The organism is Lentzea sp. NPDC006480, from assembly GCF_040611995.1.
In the GTDB taxonomy this organism is placed as follows: Bacteria; Actinomycetota; Actinomycetes; order Mycobacteriales; family Pseudonocardiaceae; genus Lentzea.
This window is the reverse complement of sequence record NZ_JBEXPJ010000045.1, coordinates 36,594-58,400: the sequence shown is the minus strand read 5'-3', so window position 1 is coordinate 58,400 and position 21,807 is coordinate 36,594. Positions and strand designations below refer to the sequence as shown.

21 protein-coding genes are annotated in these 21,807 nt (G+C 69.9%); 10 read left to right on the top strand and 11 right to left on the bottom strand.

From position 1 onward, the window contains the following. From ABZX92_RS19965 to ABZX92_RS19950, 4 genes are all read right to left on the bottom strand, one after another. On the bottom strand, nucleotides 1–424 hold a 424-nt coding region (locus tag ABZX92_RS19965), incomplete at its 3' end, for a lycopene cyclase family protein (RefSeq protein ID WP_355561192.1). Further along, nucleotides 421–2,040, bottom strand: a complete 1,620-nt coding sequence (locus tag ABZX92_RS19960) for an AMP-binding protein (RefSeq protein ID WP_355561189.1) — start codon at nucleotides 2,038–2,040, stop codon at nucleotides 421–423. The genes ABZX92_RS19960 and ABZX92_RS19965, both read right to left, overlap by 4 nt. Nucleotides 2,041–2,063: 23 nt before the next feature. Then, nucleotides 2,064–2,951 carry an acyl-CoA thioesterase domain-containing protein gene (locus ABZX92_RS19955; protein WP_355561186.1) on the bottom strand — a complete coding sequence of 296 codons (888 nt, stop codon included), beginning with the start codon at nucleotides 2,949–2,951 and terminating at the stop codon, nucleotides 2,064–2,066. An 8-nt stretch (nucleotides 2,952–2,959) separates the two neighbouring features. Beyond that, nucleotides 2,960–3,430 carry a cupin domain-containing protein gene (locus ABZX92_RS19950; RefSeq protein WP_355561184.1) on the bottom strand — a complete coding sequence of 157 codons (471 nt, stop codon included), beginning with the start codon at nucleotides 3,428–3,430 and terminating at the stop codon, nucleotides 2,960–2,962. 52 nt (nucleotides 3,431–3,482) lie between these two features. On the opposite strand from ABZX92_RS19950, the gene ABZX92_RS19945 reads away from it, so the two are divergent. Genes ABZX92_RS19945 through ABZX92_RS19935 form a run of 3 tightly spaced genes read left to right on the top strand, consistent with a single transcriptional unit; the run spans nucleotide 3,483 to nucleotide 5,633 of the window. Next, complete coding sequence (locus ABZX92_RS19945; protein ID WP_355561181.1) at nucleotides 3,483–3,905, top strand: RidA family protein; 423 nt, start codon at nucleotides 3,483–3,485, stop codon at nucleotides 3,903–3,905. Nucleotides 3,906–3,953: 48 nt separating this feature from the next. Continuing rightward, nucleotides 3,954–4,784, top strand: coding sequence for a fumarylacetoacetate hydrolase family protein (locus ABZX92_RS19940; protein ID WP_355561178.1), 831 nt, complete (start codon nucleotides 3,954–3,956; stop codon nucleotides 4,782–4,784). 12 nt (nucleotides 4,785–4,796) lie between these two features. Next, nucleotides 4,797–5,633 (top strand): PaaX family transcriptional regulator C-terminal domain-containing protein, encoded by an 837-nt coding sequence (locus ABZX92_RS19935; RefSeq protein ID WP_355561194.1) that lies wholly within the window; start codon nucleotides 4,797–4,799, stop codon nucleotides 5,631–5,633. A gap of 56 nt (nucleotides 5,634–5,689) precedes the next feature. On the opposite strand, the gene ABZX92_RS19930 is transcribed toward ABZX92_RS19935, so the two are convergent. Next, nucleotides 5,690–6,478: a PaaX family transcriptional regulator C-terminal domain-containing protein gene (locus tag ABZX92_RS19930; RefSeq protein ID WP_355561175.1), complete on the bottom strand. Its 789-nt coding sequence runs from the start codon at nucleotides 6,476–6,478 to the stop codon at nucleotides 5,690–5,692. Between the two features lie 91 nt (nucleotides 6,479–6,569). Here ABZX92_RS19930 and ABZX92_RS19925 point away from each other — a divergent pair, with 91 nt between their 5' ends. Genes ABZX92_RS19925 through ABZX92_RS19905 form a run of 5 tightly spaced genes read left to right on the top strand, consistent with a single transcriptional unit; the run spans nucleotide 6,570 to nucleotide 11,488 of the window. Next, nucleotides 6,570–7,445 (top strand): SDR family NAD(P)-dependent oxidoreductase, encoded by an 876-nt coding sequence (locus ABZX92_RS19925; protein ID WP_355561172.1) that lies wholly within the window; start codon nucleotides 6,570–6,572, stop codon nucleotides 7,443–7,445. Next, nucleotides 7,442–8,317 carry an amidohydrolase family protein gene (locus ABZX92_RS19920; protein ID WP_355561170.1) on the top strand — a complete coding sequence of 292 codons (876 nt, stop codon included), beginning with the start codon at nucleotides 7,442–7,444 and terminating at the stop codon, nucleotides 8,315–8,317. Before ABZX92_RS19925 ends, ABZX92_RS19920 begins: the two co-directional genes overlap by 4 nt. After that, the gene (locus ABZX92_RS19915) at nucleotides 8,314–8,772 is read left to right on the top strand and encodes a MaoC family dehydratase (protein ID WP_355561167.1); all 459 of its coding nucleotides are present in this window, start codon (nucleotides 8,314–8,316) and stop codon (nucleotides 8,770–8,772) included. Before ABZX92_RS19920 ends, ABZX92_RS19915 begins: the two co-directional genes overlap by 4 nt. A gap of 9 nt (nucleotides 8,773–8,781) precedes the next feature. Beyond that, nucleotides 8,782–10,098, top strand: coding sequence for an MFS transporter (locus ABZX92_RS19910; RefSeq protein ID WP_355561164.1), 1,317 nt, complete (start codon nucleotides 8,782–8,784; stop codon nucleotides 10,096–10,098). Then, nucleotides 10,037–11,488 (top strand): long-chain fatty acid--CoA ligase, encoded by a 1,452-nt coding sequence (locus tag ABZX92_RS19905; RefSeq protein WP_355561161.1) that lies wholly within the window; start codon nucleotides 10,037–10,039, stop codon nucleotides 11,486–11,488. The genes ABZX92_RS19910 and ABZX92_RS19905 overlap by 62 nt, the downstream gene beginning before the upstream one ends. Here the strand turns inward: ABZX92_RS19905 and ABZX92_RS19900 are convergent. The 3 genes from ABZX92_RS19900 to ABZX92_RS19890 form a co-directional block, all read right to left on the bottom strand. Continuing rightward, the gene (locus ABZX92_RS19900; RefSeq protein ID WP_355561159.1) at nucleotides 11,477–12,013 is read right to left on the bottom strand and encodes an AAA family ATPase; all 537 of its coding nucleotides are present in this window, start codon (nucleotides 12,011–12,013) and stop codon (nucleotides 11,477–11,479) included. The genes ABZX92_RS19905 and ABZX92_RS19900 overlap by 12 nt on opposite strands. 58 nt (nucleotides 12,014–12,071) lie before the next feature. Then, complete coding sequence (locus tag ABZX92_RS19895) at nucleotides 12,072–12,875, bottom strand: HD domain-containing protein (RefSeq protein WP_355561157.1); 804 nt, start codon at nucleotides 12,873–12,875, stop codon at nucleotides 12,072–12,074. A 78-nt stretch (nucleotides 12,876–12,953) separates the two neighbouring features. Beyond that, nucleotides 12,954–15,026 (bottom strand): 2Fe-2S iron-sulfur cluster-binding protein, encoded by a 2,073-nt coding sequence (locus ABZX92_RS19890; protein WP_355561154.1) that lies wholly within the window; start codon nucleotides 15,024–15,026, stop codon nucleotides 12,954–12,956. Nucleotides 15,027–15,082: 56 nt separating this feature from the next. On the opposite strand from ABZX92_RS19890, the gene ABZX92_RS19885 reads away from it, so the two are divergent. After that, nucleotides 15,083–15,697 (top strand): TetR/AcrR family transcriptional regulator, encoded by a 615-nt coding sequence (locus ABZX92_RS19885; protein WP_355561151.1) that lies wholly within the window; start codon nucleotides 15,083–15,085, stop codon nucleotides 15,695–15,697. Here the strand turns inward: ABZX92_RS19885 and ABZX92_RS19880 are convergent. The 3 genes from ABZX92_RS19880 to ABZX92_RS19870 are packed head-to-tail and all read right to left on the bottom strand — an operon-like array spanning nucleotide 15,682 to nucleotide 20,451. After that, nucleotides 15,682–17,550 (bottom strand): hypothetical protein, encoded by a 1,869-nt coding sequence (locus ABZX92_RS19880; protein ID WP_355561148.1) that lies wholly within the window; start codon nucleotides 17,548–17,550, stop codon nucleotides 15,682–15,684. The genes ABZX92_RS19885 and ABZX92_RS19880 overlap by 16 nt on opposite strands. Nucleotides 17,551–17,593: 43 nt before the next feature. After that, nucleotides 17,594–19,894, bottom strand: coding sequence for a VIT domain-containing protein (locus tag ABZX92_RS19875; RefSeq protein ID WP_355561145.1), 2,301 nt, complete (start codon nucleotides 19,892–19,894; stop codon nucleotides 17,594–17,596). Then, nucleotides 19,891–20,451: a MerR family transcriptional regulator gene (locus ABZX92_RS19870; RefSeq protein ID WP_355561142.1), complete on the bottom strand. Its 561-nt coding sequence runs from the start codon at nucleotides 20,449–20,451 to the stop codon at nucleotides 19,891–19,893. Before ABZX92_RS19870 ends, ABZX92_RS19875 begins: the two co-directional genes overlap by 4 nt. A 110-nt stretch (nucleotides 20,452–20,561) precedes the next feature. On the opposite strand from ABZX92_RS19870, the gene ABZX92_RS19865 reads away from it, so the two are divergent. After that, nucleotides 20,562–21,779, top strand: coding sequence for a lysyl oxidase family protein (locus ABZX92_RS19865; protein ID WP_355561140.1), 1,218 nt, complete (start codon nucleotides 20,562–20,564; stop codon nucleotides 21,777–21,779). Nucleotides 21,780–21,807: the final 28 nt, after the last annotated feature.

Genomic DNA, 21,807 nt, shown 5'->3' with positions numbered 1-21,807 from the left:
GCGAGTTGACGCCGTCCGCGCCCACCACCAGATCGTAGGAGCCGCGCAGGAGCTCGGCAGCGGGTGCGGGCGTCGAGAAGTGCACCACCACGCCGAGATCGAGGCACCGCTGCTGCAACAGGCCGAGCAGCTCCTTGCGGCTCATCGCGGCGAACCCTTGTCCGCCAACGGTGTGGCTCTCCCCCCGGTAGTGGATGTCGATGTCGGTCCACCGGGCGAACCGGCGCGCCATCGTGTCCGCGAACTCCGGGTCGGCGTTCTCGATGCCGCCGAGCGTCTCGTCGGAGAACACCACGCCGAACCCGAACGTGACGTCCGCGGCGTCGCGTTCCCAGATGGTGATGTCGTGCGCCGGGTCGAGCTGCTTCATCAGGGCGGCGAGGTACAGCCCACCGGGCCCGCCGCCGACGATTGCGATCTTCACGCGGACACCTCGTCCTCGACGATCTTGCGGAGCGCGAACCGCTGCAGCTTGCCGCTCGCGTTGCGCGGCAACGAGGTGCGGAACCGCACGTCGCGCGGGTACTTGTACGGGGCGATCGTCTGCTTCACGTGGTCCTGGATTTCGCGCGCCTTCGCGTCATCCCCGGCGACGCCCTCGCGCAGCACCACGAACGCGCACACGACCGAACCGCGTTCCTCGTCGGGCTTGGCGACGACGGCCGACTCCAGCACGTCCGGGTGGGTGTCGATCGCTTCCTCGACCTCGGGCCCGCCGATGTTGTAGCCGGAGGAGACGATCATGTGGTCGCTGCGGGCGTGGTAGTGGAAGTAGCCGTCCTCGTCGCGGTGGAAGACGTCTCCGGTAACGTTCCAGCCGCTCACCACGTAGTCCTTCTGGCGCGCGTCGTCGAGGTAGCGGCAGCCGACCGGGCCGATCACGCCGAGCCGCCCCGGTTCGCCCGGGCCGAGCTCCTCGCCGTCGACGCCCAGCACGGTGGCGCGGTAACCGGGTACGGGCTTGCCGGTCGAGCCTGGCCGGGTGTCGTCGCCGGCGGCGGAGATGAAGATGTGCAACAACTCCGTGGCTCCGATGCCGTCGATCACCCGCAACCCCAGCCGGTCGCGCAGCCGCTGCCAGGTCTCCCGCGGGATGTGCTCGCCGGCCGACACGGCGGTCCTGAGGCCGCTGAGTTTCCCGTCCAGGCCGTCTCGCAGGATCGCCTTGTACGCCGTGGGTGCTGTTGCGAGCACAGTAACTCCGTGCTGTTCAACGAGATCCGCGACCTGCGCGGGCGTGGCGGCCTCGGTGAGCAGAGCACATGCTCCAGCCCGCAACGGGAAGACCACGAGCATGCCCAGGCCGAACGTGAACGCGAACGGCGCCGTGCACGCCACGAGGTCGTCGGGGTTGAGGCGCAGGACGTGCCGGCCGAAGGTGTTGTCGATGGACAGGATGTCGCGGTGGAAGTGCACGGTGATCTTGGGCGTGCCGGTGCTGCCGGACGTCGGCGCCAGCAGTGCCACGTCGTCGGCTGCGGTGTCCACCGCGGTGAACTCGCCCGGCTTCTGCTGAGCGCTCGCCGCAAGATCGTCGTATGTCACGACCTTCAGCGGCAGGGCTTGAGCGTCCTCGACGAACCTGTTGTCCACCAACGCGATCGATGGCCGGGTCCGCTCCACGATCGGCATGAGCTCACGGGTGCGCAGCGCGGCCATGGTGGTCACCGCGACACCGCCGGCTTTGAGCACGCCGAGCCACGCGGCGACGGTCCACGGGTTGTTGGGCGAGCGCAGCAGAACCCGTTGCCCTGGCACGAGACCGAGGTCGACCAGCACCTGCGCCACCTGGTTGGAACGGGTCCGGAGGTCGCCGTAGGACCAGACCTCGCCGGTCGGAGTGCGCAGCGCGGGACGGTCAGGTCCGAAAGTGGCCGCCGGGACGTCGACCAGCTCGGTGGCGGCGTTGAGGCGGAAGGGGTAGCTCAGCTCGGGCGTCGTGAACTCGATCGTCGGCCACAAGTCCTCGGGCGGAAGGTGGTCACGCGCGAAGGTGTCCGCGTGGGCGGAGGAAACTGGGGGTGACGAAGGATCCGGCATGGTGAGTCCTTCCGGCGGCGGGGTCAAGCGGCGCGGATCATGCCCTCCTGGGCAACGGTGGCGAGGTGCTGGTGACCGCGGGTGAAGAAGCGGCCGGAACCCAGGCCACGTCCCGAATCCGCGGCGACCGCCTCCTGCACGTACAGCAGCCAGTCGTCGACCGGTGCGGCGCGGTGGAACCACATGGAGTGGTCGAGGCTCGCCGTCACCAGTCCGGGCCGCGCCCACGGCAGGTCGAGCACCCGCAGGATCGGCTCGAGGATCGTGTAGTCGCACATGTACGCCAACGCGGCGAGGTCACGCTGAGCATCGGTCAGCCCTTCGACGGGGCGGAGCGGGTCGAAGGGCTTGAGCCACACCGCCTGGTGTGGCACGCGATCGCCCTCGACGTCGAGGTAGACGGGGCCGGGCACGTGCCGCATGTCGAAGCTGCGGCCACCGGACCAGTAGGCCTTCGACTCCTCCGTCATCGTGCCGCCACTGCGTTCGGCGAGGTACTCCGCCGAACTGGGCAGCGCTTCGGGATCAGGCAGGCCGTCCACGAACTCGGCCTGGAAACTCCCGCCCGGCTCGCCAGCGGCGAAGTTCGCCAGGCAGACGTAGAGCGGTTTCCCGTTCTGGTAGCCGCGGACCTGCCGGGTGCTGTAGCCCCGGCCGTCGCGCAGCAACTCCACCTCGTAGCGCACGGCTGCACCGATGTCGGCCGGGCGCAGGAAGTAGCTGTGCATCGAGTGCAGTGTCTTGCCGTCGGTCACCGACCGCATGGCGGCAGCCGCGGCAGCCGCGACGAGGTCTCCCCCGTACGCCTTGGGCCACGGGCAGGGCTGCGTGACCGCCGTGAACGCCAGGTCGAAGTGCTCCGGATCCGCCTTCTCCAGCGTGATCGCGTCCGTGAAGATCCCAGAAGTCATCTCCGGCGTCATCGCGTGAGCCAGTCGCGCAGGTCCTCGTCCGGGACGTCCTGCAGGTTCACCACGATGTTCTCCGGCGTGCGCGTCGTCATCCACGTCAGCGGCTTGTTGCGGTCGAGGTTGCACTCGATGTGCGGCATGAACGGCGGCACGAACACCCAGTCACCCTCCTCCATGTCGACGTAGTCCTCGAACTTCTCGCCGAAGTAGATCCGCGCCCGCCCGGACAGCACGTATCCGCCGGTCTCGGCCTCGCCGTGGTGGTGGGTGACCGAGCGGTAGCCGGGCTCGTTCGTGACCTTGCCGAACCACAGCTTCGTGGCCGGGGTGTGCTGGATGCTCACGCCGGAGACGCGGATCGCGCCGCCGGAGTCGGCGGTGTCCGGGTTCTCCCTGCCGCCGCGCGTCACCACCGGGGCGACCAGGCCGCTGGGCAGCCGGTACATCGAGTTGTCGCCTTCGAGCTGGTACTTGCTCAAGTCGGGCTCCATATCTCGTATTCTTCACGACCGTCAGATAGTGTCAATACTCATGAGCCCTGTCGCAGTGAACCCGGCCGGCCTCCCGGCACCCAGCGGCTACTCCCACGGCACCCTGGTGGGCACCACGCTCCACCTCGGCGGGCAGACCGCGACGGACGCCGAGATGAAGATCGTCCCCGGCGGCATCGTCGAGCAGTTCCGCCAGTCGTTCAGCAATGTGCTGACGACGTTGCGCGAGGCCGGTGGCGTGCCGGAAGACCTGGTCAGCATCACGATCTACCTCACCGACATCCCGGACTACCAGGCGCACGGCCGGGAGATCGGCAAGGTGTGGCGCGAGCTCGCCGGCCCCGTCTACCCGGCGATGGCGGGCATCGGCTGCACCGCGCTGTGGCAGCCCGAGGCCATGATCGAGATCCTCGGCGTCGCCGTGATCCCCGAAGACCGGCTGGTCGCGCCGATTCAGAAGTAGCGTTTTCATGATCAGCGAAATGGGAGCGCAATAGTGAAATTGGCTGCGGTGACCATCAACGGTGTCCGCCAGGCCGGCGTGGTGGACGGTGCGGAGATCGCTCTCCTGGCCACGACGGTCGACGACATCGTCCGGGGTGGCCCGATCGGTGCCCGTGGCGAGGTGCTGCCGTTGGCCGAGGTGCGGCTGGAGTCGCCGGTGCACCGGTTCAACCGCGACATCCTGTGCACCGGCTGGAACTACCTGGACCACTTCCTGGAGTCGGCCGGGAAACGGTCCGGACAAGGTCCCGCCGAGATGCCGGAACGCCCGACCTTCTTCACCAAGGGCCCGGACACGGTGATCGGCCCGTCCGACGACATCGCGTACGACCCGGAGATCTCGCGGAAGTGGGACTACGAGGCGGAGATCGCCATGGTCATCGGACGTGACGGCCGGTCGATCCCCGAGGAGAAGGCGCTGGACCACGTCTTCGGCTTCCTCGTCGCCAACGACGTCTCGCAGCGCGATCTCCAACGCGCGCACGGAGGCCAGTGGCTGAAGGGCAAGAGCCTCGACGCCACCATGCCGCTCGGCCCGTGGATCACCACCCCGGACGAGCTCGATCTCGCGGACCTGCAGGTGCAGTGCGAGGTCAACGGCGTGCTGCTGCAGAACGCGTCCAGCTCGCAGATGGCGTTCTCGTTCGCCCGGATCATCGCGGAACTGAGCCACGGCATGACGTTGCGCGCCGGGGACGTGATCCTCACCGGCACGCCGAGCGGCATCGGCAGCGCCCGTGAGCCGCAGCTCTTCCTGGACGACGGCGACGTGGTGGTGACGCGTGTCAGCGGGCTCGGGGAGCTGCGCAACACTGTCACCCTCACGGATCTGAGCTGAAAGGAGAGGGCGCTGAACGTCGCGCTGACCACCGAACCAGCCGTTGCCGGACGTGATCGTCTCGGTCCGCTGATCGTCACGCTCTTCGGCCTCTACGCGCGTGGCGAGGACAACTGGCTCTCGGTCGCGTCCGTCGTGCAGCTCATGGCGGACCTCGGGGTGGAGGGTCAGGCCGTGCGGTCCTCGATCTCCCGCCTCAAACGCCGTGGCGTCGTGATCAGCGACCGCCGCGAGGGCGCCGCCGGGTACGCGCTCTCCGAGCCGACCCTGGAGATGCTCGCCGAGGGTGACGCGCGGATCTTCGAACGCCGCCGCGCGACCACCGAGGACGGCTGGCTCGTGGTCGTGTTCTCGGTGCCCGAGTCCGAACGCGAGAAGCGCCACGCGTTGCGCACCAGCCTGACCCAGCTCGGCTTCGGCACCACCGCGCCCGGTGTGTGGGTCGCGCCGGGCAACCTCGCCACCGAGACCCGCCGCACCCTGGAACGCCGCGGCCTGGCCGAGTACGTCGACATCTTCAGCGGTCAGCACTTCGCGTTCGGCGACCTGCGCTCGAAGGTCCGGTCGTGGTGGGACCTCGACGAGCTGGCCGACCTGTACGCGGACTTCCTGCGCCGCCACCGCCCGGAGCTCGACATCGGCGTCATCACGCCGAAGCAGGCTTTCGGGCTGTACGTGCCGATGCTGACCCAGTGGCGGCGCCTGCCCTACAGCGATCCGGGGCTGCCCTTGTCGTTGCTGCCTCCGGGGTGGAACGGCGTGACGGCGGAGGCGTTGTTCGAGCAGCTGAACACGACGCTCAGCGCGCCCGCTCGCGAGCACGCGCTGGCCGTGCTGCACCAGAGCTGATCAGAAGCCCGCCACGTGCTTGCACGTGCCATGAACGGCAGCCGCGCAGCCGTGCTTCAGACCTCGATCGACTCGATGGCCGCCTCGGCGAGCGGCGTGGCGGTCTCGACGTAGCGCGTCGCGAGCGTCTGGAACAGCTGCTCCGCCTCGATGGCGGGCCAGTCGCCGGCGAGCAGCTCGGCCGGCAGGTGCGGGTCCTGGCGCACGAGGTCGAGCCAGTCGGCGTGCAGCAGCAACTGGCGGGCCAGGTCGTCGGGCAGTGAGGCGTCCGGGGTGCGCCAGCGGGCCAGGAAGTCCTGGTAGCGCGCGGCGATCGCGGCCGTGTCGAACGCGCGGGTGGCGAGGTCCGCGGCCTCGGTCGGCTTGGCGTGCTGGGCGGTGAAGACCGTGACGTTCTCGGTGAGGCCCAGCTCGGCGACCATCTCGGTGACGTCGCGGGTGCCGGGGGCGATCCACAGGCCGTTCTGGACGGGGCCGAAGCCCGCCCACTGCAGCTGTGAGCGCAGGTCGTGGCGGTCGCCGCGGCGGCCCTCCGGCAGGGAGAAGCCGACCAGGGTCCAGGTGCCGTCCCAGTCGCGGTTGACGGCGCCGCGCTGCCAGATGCGGCGTTCACCGTCCTGGAGAACGTCCTTCGCGCGCGAGGTGAGTCCGAAGTAGACCTTGCGGCCGTTGCGGTGCTTGGTGAGCAGGCCCCGCGATGTCATCCGGGTCAGGGTCGAGCGCACGGCCTCCTCCGAGACGTCCACGCGGCCGAAGACGTCGATCACGCTGCCCGAGTAGACCGCGATGTCGCGGCCCAGCACGTACAGGCCCAGGAAGTTCAGCATCAACGACTGCGGCGTCACGCTGTCCACTCTACATGTTGGGCAACATCTAGACGAGCGTCATGAATATGCCGTACGTTGGATCGGGACCCCAACGGAGAGGACTCGTCGGATGGAGCTGTCGGGAAAGGTCGCGATCGTGACCGGCGCCGGCCGGGGGCTGGGGCGGGCGTACGCGGAAGCCTTGGCGCGCAACGGGGCGCACGTGGTCGTGAACGACGTGGACGAGAGCGCCGAAGCGGTTGCCGCGAGCATCGGCGGCAAGGCGGTGATCGCGCCGGTCGGGTCGACGGAGACGGCGCAACGGCTGGTGAACGCCGCGGTCGAGGAGTTCGGGCGGCTCGACGTGCTGGTCACGAACGCCGGAATTCTGCGCGACCGCGTGCTGTGGAAGATGAGCGACGACGACTTCGACGCCGTGATCAACGTGCATCTGCGCGGCACGTTCACGTGTGCTCGCGCGGCGGCGATCCGCATGCGGGAGCAGGGAGACGGCGGCAGCCTGGTGCTGATCTCGTCGCCGGCCGGGCAGCGCGGCAACTTCGGGCAGACCAACTACGCCGCCGCCAAGGCCGGGATCGCCGCGATGGCCCGGACGTGGGCGCTGGAGCTCCAGCGGTCGGGCATCGCCGTCAACGCGGTCGTGCCGGTCGCCGCGACCGAGATGACCAGGACGATCCCGGCGTTCGCGCCGTTGATCGAGGAGTCGGAACGGACCGGAACGCCGCTGCCCGCGTGGGTGCGCCGGGACGAGGGCCTCGGCACGGTCTCCGACGTCGCGGAGCTGATCGTCTACCTCGCCTCGGACGCGGCGAAAGGCGTTACCGGACAGGCGATCGGCATCGGCGGCGACCGGCTCGCGCTGTGGTCGCACCCGGCCGAGAAGCAGGTGCTGTTCGCGGACGGGGGCTGGACAGCCGCCGACATCGCCGAGCAGTGGAGCTTCGAGCCCGAGACGTACGGCATTCCGGTTCCGGTGGCGCCATGAACATCGACGACCTGATCGCCATCGACGTGCACACGCACGCGGAGATCTCCCGCGACGGCCACAGTTCGCTCAGCCCGGCGTTGATCGAGGCGTCGGCCAAGTACTTCAAGGCCGCACATCGGCAGCCGACGATCGAGGAGACCGCTCAGATCTACCGCGAGCGGAACATGGCCGCGGTGATCTTCACCGTCGACGCGGAGCACGCCACCGGCCACCCGCGCATCTCGAACGAGGAGATCGCCGCATCCTGCGCCGAACACGCCGACGTGCTGATCCCGTTCGCGAGCGTCGACCCGTGGAAGGGCCGCACGGCGGTCAAAGAGGTGCGCAGACTGGTCGAGGAACACGGCGTGCGCGGGTTCAAGTTCCACCCCAGCCTGCAGGACTTCTCGCCGGACGACCGGATGGCCTACCCGCTGTACGAGGCGATCGAGGAGCTCGGCGTGCCCGCGCTGTTCCACAGTGGACAGACCGGGATCGGCGCCGGTGTGCCCGGAGGCGGTGGCATCAGGCTCAAGCACTCCAACCCGATGCTCGTCGACGACGTGGCCGTCGACTTCCCGCACCTCAAGATCGTGCTCGCGCATCCGTCCTTCCCTTGGCAGGACGAGGCTCTCGCGGTCGCCACGCACAAACCGTTCGTCTACATCGACCTGTCCGGCTGGTCGCCGAAGTACTTCCCGCCGCAGCTCGTGCGGTACGCGAACACCCTGCTGCAGGACAAGGTCCTGTTCGGCTCGGACCACCCGGTGATCACGCCGGACCGCTGGCTCGCGGACTTCGCCAAGCTCGACATCTCCGACGACGTCCGCCCGAAGATCCTCAAGCACAACGCCGCCCGCCTGCTCGGCCTCGTCAAGGAGGACGCATGACCACCGCCGTCAACGGACTCGAAGAGCTCAAAGCGCTGGCCGGACAGGACCTCGGCCACACCGACTGGCTGCAGATCGACCAGGGCCGCGTCGACACGTTCGCCGACGCCACCGACGACCACCAGTGGATCCACACCGACCCCGAACGCGCCGCCGCCGGACCGTTCGGCACGACCATCGCCCACGGCTACCTGACGCTCGCGCTGCTCATCCCGTTGATGAGCGAACTGCTGGACGTGTCGGGCGTGCGCATGAGCATCAACTACGGCCTGGAAAAGGTCCGCTTCCCGGCCCCTGTCCCGGTCGGCGCCAAGATCCGCCTCAAGGGTCAGGTCGCGTCGGCCGACGACGTCGCGGGCAACGGAGTGCAGATCACCGTCGACTTCACCGTTGAGATCGAAGGTTCCGAGAAGCCCGCGTGCGTCGCACGCGCGGTCTACCGCCACTATGCGTGAGGTGCAGTCATGGCGACAACAACGCAGTTACGCCGTGCCGTCGCGTCCAGCTTCCTCGGCAGCGTGATCGAGTACTACGACTTCCTGCTCTACGCCACGGCGTCCGCGGTCGTGTTCAACAAGGTCTTCTTCTCCTCGCTCGACCCGCTGGTGGGCACGATCGCGAGCTTCGGCACGTTCGCGACCGGTTACCTCGCCCGGCCGCTCGGCGGTGTCCTCTTCGGACACTACGGCGATCTGCTGGGACGCAAGAAGATGCTCGTGCTCACCATGAGCCTGATGGGTGTGGCGAGCTTCCTGATCGGGCTCCTGCCGACCTACGGCCAGGTCGGCTGGCTCGCCCCGGCCGGGCTCGTCCTGCTGCGCGTCGTCCAGGGCATCTCGGTCGGCGGCGAGTGGGGCGGCGCGGTGCTGATGTCCGCCGAGCACGCCAGCTCGCGACGCGGGCTGTGGGCGAGCTTCACCAACGCGGGCGCGCCGTGCGGCATGGTGCTGTCGACCGCCGCCCTCACCGGAACGGCGGCTTTCGTGGGTGAGAAAGCTTTCCTCGACTGGGGCTGGCGAGTTCCGTTCCTGCTCAGCCTGGTGCTGCTCGGGATCGGCCTGTTCGTGCGGATGAAGGTACAAGAAACGCCTGTGTTCCAGGCAGAGCGGAAGCGCACGTCGACACCGCTCGTGGACGTCCTGCGCAACCACCCGCGCACGCTGCTGCTCAGCATCGGCGTCGGGCTCTCGGCGTTCGTCGCCCAGTCCACGCTGACGACGTTCGTGCTCGCGTACGGCGTCCAGGCGGGCAACAGCAGGCAGTCGATCCTCAACGCGCTGACGCTCTCGTCCGCGCTCGCGGTGATCGGCATCATCGGCTGGTCGGCGGCGTCCGACCGGTTCGGCCGCAGGCCCGTCGTGCTCGCCGGCGCCGTGCTCATGGCGGCGTTCGGGTTCGCGCTGTTCCCGTTGGTGGACAACGGGTTCGTGGTCATCGCACTGATCCTGGGTCAGGCCGTGATCCACCCGATGATGTACGGGCCGCTCGCCGCGCTCTACAGCGAGCTGTTCAGCACCGGCAGCCGCTACACCGGCGCCTCGCTCGGCTACCAGCTCGCGGGACTCGGCGCGGGCCTCGCCCCGCTGCTCTTCGCCCAGGTGCAGAGCGCGGCCGGGACCGGAGCGATCCCGGTCATCCTCGCGGCCTTCTGCGTGCTCACGGTCGTCTGCACGGTCGCACTCAGCGAGACCAGCCACACCAGCCTGACAGGAGACGGGAATGCGGAACGCGGGACTGGGCAGCTGGCCACACCGCCGCGCGCGCATGGCGCCGAAGCGTGAGGCGTTCACGTACAACGGAATTTCCACGACGTACGGAGAACTCTTCGCCCGCACCACGAAACTGGCGCACCAGCTGCGGGAACTCGGTGTGCGCCAAGGTGATCGCGTCGCGTACCTCGGCCAGAACCACCCGTCGTTCGCCGAGACCATGTTCGCCACCCACCAGCTCGGCGCGATCTTCGTCCCGCTGAACTTCCGCCTCTCCCCCGCCGAGATCACCTACCAGCTGGCCGACAGCGGCGCGCGCGTGCTGATCCACGCGCCGTCGCACCACGCGTCGCACGCACGTGCCATCTCGCTCGACGACTACGAGGAATGGCTCTCCGCGGGCTCGGACGAGGTGCTCGACGTCCCGGTCGCCATCGACGAGCCCGCCCTGATCCTCTACACCTCGGGCACCACCGGCAGGCCCAAGGGCGCCGTGCTCACCCACGCCAACCTGCTGTGGAACACGTTCAACCTGATGATCGGCATCGACGTCGCCACCGACGACGTCGCGCTGGTCGCCGCCCCGCTCTTCCACGTCGCCGCGCTCACCCAGACCCTGCTGCCCACGTTCATCAAGGGCGGGCACAGCGTGATCGTCCCGCGCTGGAACGTCGACGAGTGCCTCGACGTGGTCCAGGGCTACGGCGTGACCTGGATGTTCGGGGTGGCCACGATGTACGCCGACCTCGCCGCGTCACCTCGTTGGGCGGCATCCGACCTGTCGTCGTTGCGGGTGCTGGTGTGCGGAGGAGCGTCGGTACCGGACGCGGTGATCCACGCCTACCAGGAACGGGACCTGGTGTTCTGCCAGGGATACGGCCTCACCGAGACCGCGCCCGGCGCCACGTTCCTGGAGGCGGCGGACACCGTGCGCAAGGCGGGTTCGGCCGGTCCGCCGGTGTTCTTCGGCGACCTGCGGCTGGCGGACACCGGCGAGATCGAGGTGCAGGGCCCCAACGTCACCCCCGGCTACTGGAACGACCCGGTCGCCACCGCGGCCGCGTTCACCGAGGACGGCTGGTTCCGCACCGGCGACATCGGGCGGCTCGACGACGGCCACCTCCACGTCGTCGACCGGCTCAAGGACATGTTCATCTCCGGCGGCGAGAACGTGTACCCGGCCGAGGTCGAGAACGCGCTCTCCGACCACCCGGACGTCGCCGAGGCGGCCGTCGTCGGTGTGCCCGACGCACGGTGGGGCGAGGTCGGGCGGGCGTTCATCCGGCCACGAGATGGCGCTGTGGTGGACGCTTCGGCGTTGCGGGAGTTCCTGCTGCCGCGCCTGGCGAAGTACAAGATCCCCGTGCACGTCGAGGTGGTGGACGAGCTGCCGCGCACGGGGTCCGGGAAGGTCCTCAAGCCCGCGCTCCGCCGGTTGCCCCTGGGCCGGTCACCCCTTTAGCCGGTGGGCACCGGCGGCCAGCACGCGGCGGACCTCGGCCGCCGTCTGCTCCGCGTCCAGGCCGCCGGTGTCGACCGCATGACCTTCGAACTCCCCGAGCTGGGCGAACGCGCCGTGCAGGCCGGTGATCGCGTCCACGTTCTTCAGCTCGTCGCCCACACGTTCCCGGGCGCGCGACAACGTGACGTCGAGGTTCGGCCTGAGCACCACATAGGACACCGTCAGCTCACCCACGAGCGCGCGGAACGGCGGCAGGAACCACGGGCCGATGATGCCGTCCACCACCACGTCGTAACCGCCGCGCGCGAAAGTGCGAACAGTGGAGACGATCGCGTCGATGACGACCTCGTTCTGCCGTTGGGCCTCGGGCAGGAACGGCAGCACGAACCCGGTGCTGATGGAGCGGTAGAACTGGTCGGTCGTGAGGTTGACGGTCGGAACGTCGGCACCGGTGGCGAGCAACGCGGCCACCGTCGTCTTCCCCGCCGCGGGCGGGCCGGTCAGGATGATCACTTCACCGTTCACGCCGGCGGACGCTAGTCGCGGAATTTCCGGAGAAACAGTCTTTATCTTTCCGGCAGCGTCAGCCGCTGCAGGTGCGGCGCAACAACCGGTGGATGCGGCGGACCGAGGCCAGCCGGTCGTCGAGGTTGATCGCGAGCGCGCGCACCACCGGGTCGTCCGGGCCGCGCCGGCCGCGGATCTCGGCGATCCGCTCCTGCACAGTGATCGGGTGGCCGTCGGGGCTGGTCGTCATGTCGGCGTACCAGAGGGCGTCGCGGAGCCGGCCGCGTTCGTCGTCGAACGAGGCCAGGTCGCCGGCCAGACCGGTCAGCGCGGCCACGGCGGACGCACCGGAGTGGTGCGCCACCAGCCCGCAGATGCGGTCGGACATGCCGGCCCGCTGCAGGAACCGGGCGCCGTCGAGCGAGTGCAGGCCGGTGTCGACCAGCAACGAGGCGTACCCGATGTCGTGCACCCAGGCCGCCGCGACCAGCACGTCCCGTTGTTCGACGGGCAACACGCGCGCCACCTGTCCGGCGCGGCGGGCGACGCCTGCGGTGTGGGCCCAGCGGCGGGGCAGCTCTGCCGAGAGCAGGCGGCGTGCGGTGTTCCGGGCCCAGTCGGAGAGCCATGTTCCGGACATCTCCGGCACATCGGACGTGTAGCGCAGCGCCTCGGCCCGCACCGCGCGTTCCACCAGCAGCGGCACGAAGTCCTGCACCGGAGCGGCGGAGAAGCGGGAACGGGCGTGTTCGATCCATTCACGCACCAGGCTCGGCGGCACCCCGTCGTGTTCCCGCACGAGCCGGGCGGCGAGCCGCCTGACCCGCGGGTCTGCCGTTCGCGGCACCGCGACCGGCGTGGTCGTCAGCACGTCGTCCACCTTCCGCCTCGTCCCACGCCACGGTAGCCCGCGGCAGGTGCCGGGGCGAAGAGTCCATCGTCGGGTCGGTGGTGATCTTCAGCGCGGTGCCGCTCCGTCGGCCAGGGTGACGTCGGTCAGCGGCGAACTGGTGCAGGTCAGGATCCGGCCTTCGGCTCGCTGCCGCGGTGTCAGGCAGTTCGGCTCCTGCTGGGAGACCTTTCCCGCGCGGAGCTTCATCACGCACTCGCCGCAGCTGCCCACCGTGCAGGAGTAGGGCAGCGGCAGACCGGCCGCGAGCCCGGCGTCGAGCAGTGTCTGGCCGGCCTCCACCACCGCGCTGCCGACGCCGTCGATCACCATCCGCTGCGGCGACGTGGAGGCGGCCACCGCGGCCGGCCCGCTGGTGTACCGCTCGACGTGCACGCGGTCTTCCGGAACGTCCAGTGCCTCCCGCACGGCGGCCATGAGAGGTTCCGGGCCGCAGAGGTAGAAGTGCGCCCCGGCGGACGGTGCGAGCGCCGTGACCCACCGCCGGACGCGCGGGACGTCGAGCCGGCCGTCGCGGGAGGTCACCACGTGCGTGACGGAGAACCGGCCGGGGTGCAGGTCCGCGAGCCTCGCCAGCTCGTCCGCGAAGATCGTCTCCTCTTCGGTCCGGTTGCTGTAGAGCAGGGCGATCCGGCTTCCGGACGGTTCGGCGAGCAGGGTGCGGATGATGCTCATCATCGGCGTCACGCCGCTACCTGCCGCGACCAGCACCACGTCGTGATCCGCGGTGAGGTGGAAGGAACCGGACGGGCCGCGCACGAGCAACCGGTCCCCCACCGCCAGGTTCTGCCGGACGTGGTCGGAGAACAAGCCTCCTTCGACGTGTTTGACCGTGACTTCCAGGCGCGGCGAGCCGGGCGCCGACGACGCCGAGTAGGGCCTGCGCACCTGACCGGCGACCAGCGTGAAGAACTGGCCCGGCCGGAAGTCGAAGGGCCGGCCGTCCTCCAGCACGAGCGTGACGGCGCTCGGTGTCTCCCTGCGCATCTCGACGACCTGCACTTCCCGCAACGGGTCGGCGGGCGCCATTGCGCCCGTCGAGGTCAGCGCGGCGACCTCGTACCCCTCGCCCCGCAGCTCGGAGCGGTAGACCAGGTTGATCAACGCCCGCAGCGCCCTGACCGGCACCAGCCTCGCGAGCCGCAGCAGGAAGCCGGATCCCGCCGTGTTCGCGGCGAGGTGCCGGCTGCCCAGGGCCATGAGGTCGGGCACCTCGGCGCGGTTCACGTGCGCGGCCGGCGTCCACAACCGGGCCCGTGCCACCGCGTCGCTCGCGGTGAGCTCCGCGGCCTCGACGTGGGCGAGCAACGCGGCGTGCGGCGGGGTCCCGCGCAACGCCAGCGGTTCCAGCACGGCGGGGTCCACGGTGATCGCAGCTCTGCCGCGGACGTGCAGCACGCCGGTGCGTCCCGGCACGAGCGCGGCGAACGAGAACCGGTCGTCCTGCAGCAGGTTGTGGAGCGTGTCGGCGCGTTTGTTGCCCTTGCGGTCCGCGATCACGACGGTGCGGCCGTCGAGGATTCGCGCGACCGCACCTCCCTCCCCACGCGGGCTGGTGTCGCTGCCGCCCTGTGAGTCCCAGGTGGACAGGACGAGGAACGGCGCGGCCGCCAGGAAGTCCGCCACACCGGGCTGGGCGAGCGGGCCGTCGCCGACCTCCGCGCCGCTCTCCGTGCCGACCTCAGCCGGCACAGGCGGTTGCCACAACCCGGAACGCAGAACAGCCTGGGCGCAGTGCACGTACACCTGCTCGACGTCGAGGACCACCTCGCCGTTGCGCCGCGTCGAGGCGGAACCGTTGACCCGCAACGTCTCCCCGACTCCCGGCAGGAGGAAGACCAGCGAGGCCGGTCCTTCGGCGGACTCGCCCAGCTCGAACGAGATCCGGGACGGCGAGTGCACCCGCGCGAAACCCGGCCTGCCACCGACGAACGTCGTCCGGCTCGTCCCGTCCGCGTCCCGGTGGCCGAAGCCCGCGACGGGGCTGCCCGCGAGCACGGCCACGCAGCCGTCGTCGAGCGCGCCGACCTGCTTCTTCACGATCAGCGCCGCCGGCCGCCCGACGACAGCCTCGACCTCCTCTGCCGTGACGAGTTGATGGGTCGCATTTACGCTGGTCATAGCACTATTATGAGCTTTTGCTCACTTCCCGGGTACTCGCTTTTGGAAGGACCTCCATGCCGTCGGCCCACCGTCATCTCGACCCACGTCGCAAGCCCCGGCAGATCCGCGCGGAGCTCACCCGCGACCGCATCCTGACCGCGGCTGCTCACGTTTTCGCCGAGCACGGGTACGCGGCGGGCACCACCAACCGCATCGCCGAACAGGCTCGCGTCTCGATCGGCTCGCTGTACCAGTACTTCCCGAACAAGGACGCGATCCTCGCCGAGCTGCTGGTGCGCCACATCGACCGCGGTGCGTGGACTCAGGCAGGCCAGGTCGACCTCTCGCCGGGAACGCTCGAGGCGGCGGTGCGCACCCTGGTCCGCGACGCGATCGACAACCACCGCGACGACCCGCAGCTCCTCCGGATCATGATCGAGGAGGGGCAGTTCTCGCAGGAGGTGCGCGACACCCTCGCCCGGCATGGCGAGCACCGCGTCGCCGAGGTCCGCGCCGTGTTCGCCCGTCACCCCGACGTGCACGTGCGCGATCTCGACACCGCGGCCGAGCTCGTCGTGTTCACGGTGGAGCTGAACACCCACCGGTTGCTGGCCTTCCCGCGCGACATCTCGGTGGAGACGTTCGAGAACGAGCTCGTGGACATGGTCACCCGCTACCTGCGCGGCTGAGGTTCCACGCCGTGCAGCCTCAGGTGGGCGAGCAACGGCTGCGAGTGGCTGTGCAGGTTGGCGACGGGATACGCCTGCATCGCCACCCCGGAGTCCGGCAGCGCCCAGGTCTCGCCCGGCCGGTCGCTCTCCGGTCCGAGGTAGCAGTCGGGTCCGGACAGCGTGCCCATCCACGTGCCGGGGTAAGCGGTGGTGTGTGCGTGCAGGGTCATGCGCCTGAACTCATCCCACGCCAGGTCCGGGTCGTACTTCGCGGCGGCCCAGATCAGGGTCGCGTTCACGGAGAACCAGATTTGGCTGGGCGTGCTGAACGGCCAGCGGTGCCGCGCGCCGAGCGGTGAACCCGTCCGGCACTTCTCGTCGATCGTCTTGAGCAACGCGCGTGCCTGGTCCGGTGTGGCCGCGCCGCAGAGGATCGCCCACGGCTGCACCTCCAGCCACAGGTCGTGCTCACCGATCGGGCCTTTCCCAGGTGCGTGAGCTCTTCTGAACCAACGGCCGTTCCACTCACTCGCGACTCTCTCGCGGAGATCATCGGCACGGTGCCGTGCCTCGGCCGCAGTGGCGTGATCACCGAGCCGTTCCGCGAGGCGCGCGTAGACCGGGAGCACCCAGGCGGCCATCGCCGAGTTCAGCACGGACTCGCCGCGTTCGATCATCAGCTCGCGGTCCACGCCGGACTCGGTGATGGCGAGGTCGTTCCAGTCGGCGTTGAGGATCCGGACGTGCCCGTGCTCTCCCACGCCCACCTCGTCGACGAAGAACCGGAACTGGCGCCTGAGGTTCTCGGCGAGCGTCACCGGCTCGGCGTGGTGGCTCGGGTGGTACGGCACCGGTTCGCGGAACGCGGCCAGGTCGTCGGTGACGTGGGCGTACTCGGCGGCCAGCCACAGCGCCCAGAGGTTCTGGTCGGACGGGCGGAACAGCTGGGTCCACGGTTGCTTGCGGCCGTCGAGCGCGTACGGGAGGTCGCCGTCCGGGCTGCCCCAGGCGCAGGTGTTGCGCAGGACCGACAGGGCGAGGTCCGGTTCGAGGTGCACGAGCGGGAGAGCGTGCTGCAGCGGATCCCTTGCGGCGCCGTTGAAACCGTGCCGGAACGCATAGGCCGAGCCCTGGTTCAGGGTGTGTCCGCCGAGCACGCCGTCGACGCACGCGCCGCCGGTGAGCAGGGCCGCGTGCCAGCGGATCTCGTCCGAGCCTTCGGGGAGCCGCTTCCGCAGTCCGGCAAGGCTTTCGGCGTACACCGCCTCGGGATCCACCGGTCCGTCGAGGAGGCCGAACCGGAACCACACGGTTGTTCGCGCGCCCGGTGACAGCTCGATCGGGACCGTGATCGTCAACAGCCCGGTCGTGGTCTCGGCGCGTTCGCCACCGCACTCCTCCAGGGCGATGACCGATACGTCCGCCGGAGTTTCGTTGCGCGAAGGGCCGAACTCCAGGTCGACGAGACGCGGCCGCACCGCCCATTCCTCGGTCAGGACCTGCCGCAGCACCTCCGGGCCCCGGTTCACCACCTCGATCCTGATCAGCAGCCACGGCGCCTCCCCTTCCGGGCACAGGACCGTGCGCTCGACGTTCCCGGCCGGCTGACGGAAGAACGTCGGACCGAACACCGTCGTCGTCGCCGCGCTGAACCCGCCGGTCCGTTCGGCGAGCCAGCGGCAGTCGACGTGCTCGTCCCACACGCCGACCAGGCCGTCGCTGCCCGCCGCCAGGGTGATCCGGCGATTGCCGACGTGCACCACGTGCCGGGTCGACGGCGGGTCGATGATCGGATCCCACGGCTGAGGGCCTGCCCGGTACTCGAACGCGGGCAGGCCCTCGGCTGTCGTCCACTCCCCGAACACGCTCACGTCCACGAGCGTGTCGCCGGGATCCTGATCGGGCTAGGCCCGTTCAGCGCCAGAACTTCCGGCGACGCTGTTTCTGCCCGCCCGCGAACTCCTGCAGCACCTCGCGAGCGCGAGCCCACAACTTGTCGACGTCGCCGCCCGCCTTCAGCTCGGCGACCAGCTGCCGCAGCGGTTCGTAGGCCGATCCCTGCTTGCCGGCGAGGAGGGTGCCCAGCCTGCTGGCGAGGTCGGCGAGCAGATCCCGGCGTTCCCAGGCGGGCAGCGCGGCGTCGTTCTCCAGGCGCTGCACCTCGGTCGCGACGATCTCCCGCAGTTCCGCCGGGTTGTCGGGTGCGGGCGCGCCTCCACCACCACCGGACGCCATCATCTTCGGCGCCGCGGGACGGCTGCGGCCACGGCTCAGTGGTACGCCTGCCTGCGGTGGCGCCGGCGACGGGAACGCCGCCGGTGCCGCGGCGAACGTGGGCAGCGGCGGCCCGCCGTAACCCCCTGACTGCAGGGAGAACTGCTGGGGCTGCCAGCCAGAGGGCAGCTCGACCGGCTGCACGACCCGGTGCACGGTGCCGTCGGAGACGACCTTCTCGTCCACCGCGACGAACGCCGTGAAGCGGCACAACACCCCGTACCGCAACGAGGTCTGCACGATCTGGTCCTCGACGGCCCGGTCACCCGTCGCGTACCGGTCCTCGAGATCACGCAGTGCGGCCCTGGCCCACTGCGCCCGGATCGCGGGCTCGGACTGCTCCAGCACCGCGACCGTCTGGTGCCACTCCGCGCCGTCACGAGTCCGGCCGCGCACGGTGAAGGCCTCGGGCAGTCCGGTGTAGCGGCCGAACACGACCAGCGGCACACCGGGATAGATCGCCGTGGGCGGCTTGGGCAACGACGACTCCGGCTCCACCACCACGTCGGTGATGACCGGTGCGCCGATCCGGCGCTGGATGTGCGTCATCGCCTCGTCCAGCCGGTCCTCGCTCTCGACCAGCTCGCACCGGCCCGCGCCCGCCGCGGCGAGCCTGCCGAGGAAGCCGGCGTTGACGGCCGTGTCGATGCCGACGGCGTGAATGCGCGTCCGGTTGATCACCGGGGCGATGTCGCGCAGCAGCTGGTCCTCGTTGCCGACCTGGCCGTCCGTCACGAGCACCAGCACGGGATCGCGTTCCGAGCTCGCCTTTGCCAGCAGGGTCAAGCCTTCGATGAGCGGCTGGAACATCTCGGTCCCGCCACGCGCCTGAACCGTCGCAAGGTGTTCCACGGCCCGGAAACGATGGCGGTCAGTGGCGGTGACGAGCCCCTTTCCGAGATCCGGGCGTTCCAGCCGGTCGTCGAACGTGATCACGGAGAACGTGTCGTCGGCGGTGAGCGTGTCGACGATCCGGGCCGCCGCGCGCCTGGCCGCGACCATCTTCCAGCCGGACATGCTCCCGGACCGGTCGAGCAGCAGCACGACGTCCCGGGGCCGGACCGGCACCTCGAGGTCCGGCGGCAGCACCGTGACCTGGTAAGTGCCCTCGCCGGAGTCGGCGTCCGGCACGCACACCGCCGCGGAACTGTTTCCCGCGTAGGCCAGGCGCAGCACGAAGTCGCGGTCGACCCGCTCTCCCGGCGCCACCGTGACGGTGTTTCCCTCCTGCGCCACGGTGTGCAGGCTCGACCGCACCTCGCCGAGCTCCAGCCCGGCCGGATCGATCTCCACGCCGATCGACAACCGCACGGGGTTCGGGAAACCCGGCAGCAGCACCGGCGGCGTGATCCGCGAGGCATCCGGCACGACATCCGTGTCGTCCGCGTAGCCGTCACCCACCGACGGACCGTCCAACGGCGTGCCCGGCACGTACCGGGGCGCCACCACGAGCGGGAACCGGAACGTGGCCGCGCCGTCCTCGAACACCAGCGGCCCGACCAGCGTCAGCTCGACGGTGACCCGTTCGCCCGCCGGAATGTTGCCGACCCGCATGGTGAAGACGTCAGGCCGTTCCTCCTCGACGATCGACGCCTGTTTCCCCGCCGCGATCGCGTCGTCGTAGGCCTGGCGCGCCTGAGCCCGTTCCTGCAGCTCGGCTTCGACCGTGCGCTCGCCGGCGGTCATCTTCATCCCGGTCACGGCGGCGCGATCGGGCAACGGAAAGACGCAGGTGGCTTCCAGCGCGGTGTCGAAGGTGTTCACGAAGCCGGTCGTCAGCACGACGCGGCCGATCAGACCGGTGATCGTCGCCCGCACGTCGAGGCGCTCCAGCGGCAGGTTGCCGCGTTCGGTGCGCAGCGCGCCGATCCCCGCGTCCTCGCTGACCAGGCCGATCCGGTCCAGCTCCGCGGACCTCATCGGGGCGACGGAGAAGGTCATGACTGTTCCCTTTCGTTGAGCAGACCACGGGCGGCGAGCAGGTCGAGCAAGGGCTGGGCGACGGCGGCGATGTCCGCGAGGTCGGCCGCCGCCGGTGTACCCGGAACGAGGATCACGGCACCTCCGCCGAGCGCTACGCCGTTCAGCGCAGCGGCCTGCGGCGAGCGCGTTTTCGCCGGTGCGGCAACGGGTTCGGCCCAGAACCGCGGCCGGACGGCTTCCGGTGGTTTCTCGCCGGACTCCAGCAGCCGGCCGGGCACCTTGGCGATGGCGGCGAGCGTCGCGTCGGTCGCGCCCGCCAGTTCGGACTGGATCTCGGCAAGCGCTCTCCCCTCCGACTGCAGTCTCTTCACGGCCACGAGCTGGAGCAGGTGCCGTCGTTCGTAGAGCGCTGTGCGGCCGCGCATCGCGGACGGCCGGTCGACCAGCCCCGTCGTCGCGTACCAGCGGACGGCCCGCCGGTCGGGCACATCCCGCACCCGGCCGTTGGGCGCGCCCGAGTACTCCGCCGTCAGCGCGGCGGAGACACGTTCCAGCAACTCGTCGAGCGTCCACACCCCTCGATAGTGACACTGCAACCATGACAGTGTCAACGTTGCAGTTGCGAGTAGCGTGCTAGTTGCTGAGCGTGACCAAACCTGCACTGAGGGGGCATGGAATGAGAGGCTTGGCAATACTGGCAACGCTTTTACTCGTCATCACGCCGTCCGCCATCGCGTCGGGAACGACCGTCGACTCCAACCGCCCGGTCTTCTGGAAGGGCGAAGTCCGCAAGTCCGATCCACGGCTGCGGGACGTGCCCGAGTGCCGGACCAGCGGTTGCGACCGCGCGTTCGTGGGCGTCCGGCTGCCCGCGGGCCTGCGCGCGAAACCCGGCGGCGTCGAGCTGGCGATCCGCGCGGTCGGCGCGACACCCGACGACAGCCTGGGGTTCGCGGTGTACCAGGGCTCGAAACGCGTGGCACTGGTCGACGCGCAGATCGGCCCGGCCCGGTCGGTCTGGCTGCCGAAGACCACCGCGCATTACACCGTCTACGTCTTCTACAACCCGTTCGTCCCGGAGCTGGGATCCACAGTCGTCCGCTACGAAGGTCTGCTGGAGAACGAGAACTCGCCACGGCCGTCGTCGCGCGAGCTGCTGCCGGACCTGGAGGCACTCCCCCAGCGGTACGCGACGTTCGAGACGCCGCCGCCGTTCTTCGGCGACGCCGCCGCGCCGGGCTCGTCGTGCTTCCGCAGCGAGGTCGAGGAGCAGCACGCCCGCACCTGCCTGCGGTTCGGGCAGGCGATGGCGAACGTCGGCGAGGGGCCGGTCGACGTCCGCTACCAGACCCCGGCCGGCCGGCGCCCGCCGGAAGTGCCCGGCTCGCAACGCATCTACCGCGCCGACGGGACGTTCCGCGACGTGCCGTCCGTCGGCACGATGCATTACCACCCGATCCACAGCCACTACCACTTCGAGGACTTCTCGGTCTCGACGCTGGAGAACTCCTCCGGCACGGTCGTCGCCACCGGCAAGAAGAACGGCTTCTGCATGGCCGACACCGAGATGCCCTGGTGGGCGCGCAAGGGCAACGCGCCGCAGAGCTACCCGGCGCCGCGCTGCCTCGACCGCGACCCGAACTCGCCGCCAGGAGTCGACGCGTTCAAGAACGGGATCTCGCGCGGCTGGGCCGACGAGTACTGGTGGGCGCTGCCGGACCAGATGATCGAGGTCAGCTCGTTGCAGGACGGCACTTACACGTTGGTCACGCGCGTCGACCCGGCCGACAAGATCCGTGAGGTCGCCGACGGCAACAACTGCGTGCGGGTCCCGATCACGCTGTCCGGACTCGCCACCGCGACGCCTCGCGCGACCCTCGGCAGCACCCCCGCGCCCTGTTAGCGGATCACGGCGTGGTTGTCACGTCACG